General features: G+C 72.7%; 2 protein-coding genes. One reads left to right on the plus strand and one right to left on the minus strand.

Going from position 1 to position 1,660, the window contains the following annotated elements; genetic code table 11:
• Positions 1–87: 87 nt before the first annotated feature.
• Entirely contained in the window at positions 88–1,290 is a 1,203-nt protein-coding gene (gene dusB, locus CWIS_RS06310) for a tRNA dihydrouridine synthase DusB (RefSeq protein ID WP_231583689.1), read from the minus strand.
• A 77-nt stretch (positions 1,291–1,367) separates the two neighbouring features.
• Between dusB and CWIS_RS06315 the strand changes: the two genes are divergently transcribed.
• Positions 1,368–1,660 (plus strand): sigma factor (locus CWIS_RS06315; protein WP_048342418.1); only part of this gene is annotated, 293 nt, incomplete at its 3' end.

Below are 1,660 nucleotides of genomic sequence, written 5' to 3' on the forward strand. Positions count from 1 at the left end.
CGCAGGCCCACGTGCCGGAGGTCGAGCGCCTCGCCGCGCAGGTGCGCGTCGCGCGCGTCGAGTGACGCACGTCGGCCAGAGGCCAGGTCAGCCGCCCGAGACGCTCAGCTCGGCCTCGTGCAGGTCCTGCTGGAACTCCTCGGAGAGCTCGCGCGAGTCGAGCCAGCCGTAGGGAAGGATCGGCCGCTTCGGTGCGCCGGCGCGTCCGCGCTGGCCCTCGGCGGGCTCGCCCGGGTACGGCTGGTCCAGGTCGAGCAGGGCGAGCAGGTCGTCGAGCTCCGCGAGCGTCGAGACGAGCCCGAACCGGGACCGCAGCTCACCACCCACCACGTAGCCCTTGAAGTACCAGGCCATGTGCTTGCGCATCTCGCGCAGCGCCTTCGACTCGTCGTCGAAGTGCTCGACCATGAGCTCGGCGTGACGACGCACCGTCGCCGCGACGTGGCGCAGCCCCGGCCGCACCCGCTCGTCGGAACCCGCGAACGCCGCGGCGAGGTCCGCGAACAGCCACGGCCGCCCCTGGCACCCGCGACCGACGACCACGCCGTCGCACCCGGTCTGCTCGACCATCGCCAGGGCGTCCTCGGCCGACCAGATGTCGCCGTTGCCGAGCACCGGGATGTCGGTGACGGTCTCCTTGAGCCGCGCGATCGCCTCCCAGTCCGCCGTGCCCGAGTAGTAGTCCGCCGCGGTGCGGGCGTGCAGAGCGACGGCCGCGACCCCCGCCTCCTGCGCGACGAGCCCCGCCTCGAGGTACGTCAGGTGGTCCTCGTCGATGCCCTTGCGCATCTTGACGGTCACGGGCACGCCGTACGGCTCCGCGGCCGCCACGGCCTGCGTGACGATCGCCCGGAACAGGTCCCGCTTCCAGGGCAGCACCGCACCGCCGCCGCGGCGCGTGACCTTGGCGACCGGGCAGCCGAAGTTCAGGTCGACGTGGTCCGCGCGGTCCTCGCTGACGATCATGTGGACCGCCGCGGCGACCGTCGCCGGGTCCACGCCGTACAGCTGCACCGAGCGCGGCTTCTCGTCGGGCTCGTGCGAGATGATCCGCAGCGACTCCTCGCCGCGCTCGACGAGCGCGCGGCTCGTGACCATCTCCGCGACGTAGAGCCCCGCACCCGACTCGCGGCACAGGCGGCGGAACGCCGCATTGGTGACGCCCGCCATCGGGGCGAGCACGACGGGCGTGTCGATCTGCAGCGGCCCGATGCGCAGCGGGGGCAGCACCGGCGTAGCTGTCGGTGCGCGCTCGTCGCTCCGCTCGTTCGTCAGGGTCACGTCGGACATTCTCCCATCGTCGGACGGGTGACCTCCGGCCACTCAACCTTCGTGGCCGCTCGCACGTCTCCTACGGTGTGACCACCATGACAGCCGGGACCCGCGACGAGGACGACTCGTCCCACGTCGAGTCCCTCACCGTCGTCTCCGTCCGACCAGGTCAGGCGCGCACGCGCGCCGAGATCGATCGCGAGTTCGCCGCCTTCGTCGCGCAGCACGGCGGCGACCTGCTGCGCACCGCGTGGTTGCTGTGCGGTGACGCACACCGCGCGGAAGAGCTCACCCAGCAGGCGCTCGTGCGCACGTACGCCGCCTGGTCGCGGACGCACGACCCGCTCCCCTACGCGCGACGGGTGCTGGCGAACCTGCGCGTCGACAC

This window comes from Cellulomonas sp. A375-1 (assembly GCF_001040865.1).
In the GTDB taxonomy this organism is placed as follows: Bacteria; Actinomycetota; Actinomycetes; order Actinomycetales; family Cellulomonadaceae; genus Cellulomonas; species Cellulomonas gelida.

Bases quoted from the DNA above. Each gene is read 5' to 3' on its own strand.
- dusB (WP_231583689.1), bottom strand. From the start codon at position 1,290: ATGTCCGACGTGACCCTGACGAACGAGCGGAGCGACGAGCGCGCACCG.